Origin of the sequence: Candidatus Oleimmundimicrobium sp., assembly GCF_030651595.1 — a bacterium.
In the GTDB taxonomy this organism is placed as follows: Bacteria; Actinomycetota; Aquicultoria; order UBA3085; family Oleimmundimicrobiaceae; genus JAUSCH01.
Window position 1 is genome coordinate 1 of record NZ_JAUSCH010000069.1, and the last position, 1,298, is coordinate 1,298.

Sequence of the window (1,298 nt, forward strand, 5' to 3'; positions counted from 1 at the left end):
GGCGATAACGTTGGTGTGTTGTTACGTGGTACCAAACGTGAAGATGTTGACCGTGGTCAAGTATTAGCGCACCCGGGCACTATCAAGCCACACACCAAGTTTGAAGCGGAAGTGTACATTTTGTCGAAAGACGAAGGTGGCCGTCATACGCCATTTTTCAATGGTTACCGCCCACAGTTTTATTTCCGTACCACCGACGTTACCGGTGCATGTGAATTACCAGCAGGTATTGAAATGGTCATGCCTGGTGATAACGTTAAGATGGACGTAACCTTAATCAATCCGATTGCGATGGAAGAAGGTTTACGTTTTGCTATTCGTGAAGGCGGCCGCACCGTTGGTGCTGGTGTCGTTGCTAAAATCGTTGAGTAATAGAAATGGCAGCAACTCAAACTATTAGAATCAGGCTGAAATCATTTGATCATCGTTTGATTGATCAATCAGCTAAAGAAATCGTTGAAACAGCGAAACGTACTGGCGCTCGGATTAATGGTCCAATTCCATTGCCGACTAAGAAAGAACGTTTCACCGTGCTGATTTCACCACACGTGAACAAAGACGCTCGTGAACAGTATGAAATCCGTACTCACAAACGTCTTATGGATATTGTTGAGCCAACTGATAAAACAGTTGATGCTCTGATGAAGCTGGACCTCGCCGCTGGCGTTGATGTTCAGATTAAGTTGAACTAAGAGGGGTTGGGTCATGACTATCGGACTCATCGGTCGTAAACGTGGTATGACACGTGTCTTCACTGAAGACGGTGTATCTACTCCGGTTACAGTTATTGAAGTTGAACCAAACCGTATCAGCCAGCTGAAATCAGTTGATACCGATGGTTATAACGCTATTCAAGTTACAGTTGGTGAACGTAAAGCATCACGTGTCACTAAGCCTGAAGCAGGTCACTTTGCTAAGGCTCAAGCTGCAGCAGGTCGTAAAGTTTGTGAATTCCGTGTGGAATCTCATGATGATCTGACGGTTGGCGCTGAATTGAAGGTGGATATTTTTGAAGCAGGTCAGAAAATTGATGTTTCTGGACTGACAAAAGGTAAAGGCTTTGCTGGTGTTGTTAAACGTTACGGTTTCCGTGGCGGTGATGCGACACATGGTAACTCTCTGTCACATAGAGCGCCGGGTTCAATTGGTCAATGTCAAACTCCTGGACGCGTGTTCAAGGGTAAGAAAATGGCAGGCCATATGGGTGATAAAAAACGCACGTTGCAAAATCTTTCTGTTGTCAGAGTGGATGCGGAACGGAACCTGATTTTGGTCAAAGGCTCAGTGCCAGGTGCAAC

General features: G+C 45.6%; 2 protein-coding genes and 1 pseudogene. All 3 read left to right on the forward strand.

Annotated features, from left to right (window positions below):
* Window positions 1–372: pseudogene (tuf, locus tag Q7U95_RS04650) on the forward strand (elongation factor Tu); the annotation flags it as partial.
* 5 nt (window positions 373–377) lie between these two features.
* Window positions 378–692 carry a 30S ribosomal protein S10 gene (rpsJ, locus tag Q7U95_RS04655; protein WP_007144672.1) on the forward strand — a complete coding sequence of 105 codons (315 nt, stop codon included), beginning with the start codon at window positions 378–380 and terminating at the stop codon, window positions 690–692.
* Window positions 693–705: 13 nt separating this feature from the next.
* Window positions 706–1,298: 50S ribosomal protein L3 (gene rplC, locus Q7U95_RS04660; protein WP_308752266.1), on the forward strand; the 593-nt coding region annotated here is incomplete at its 3' end.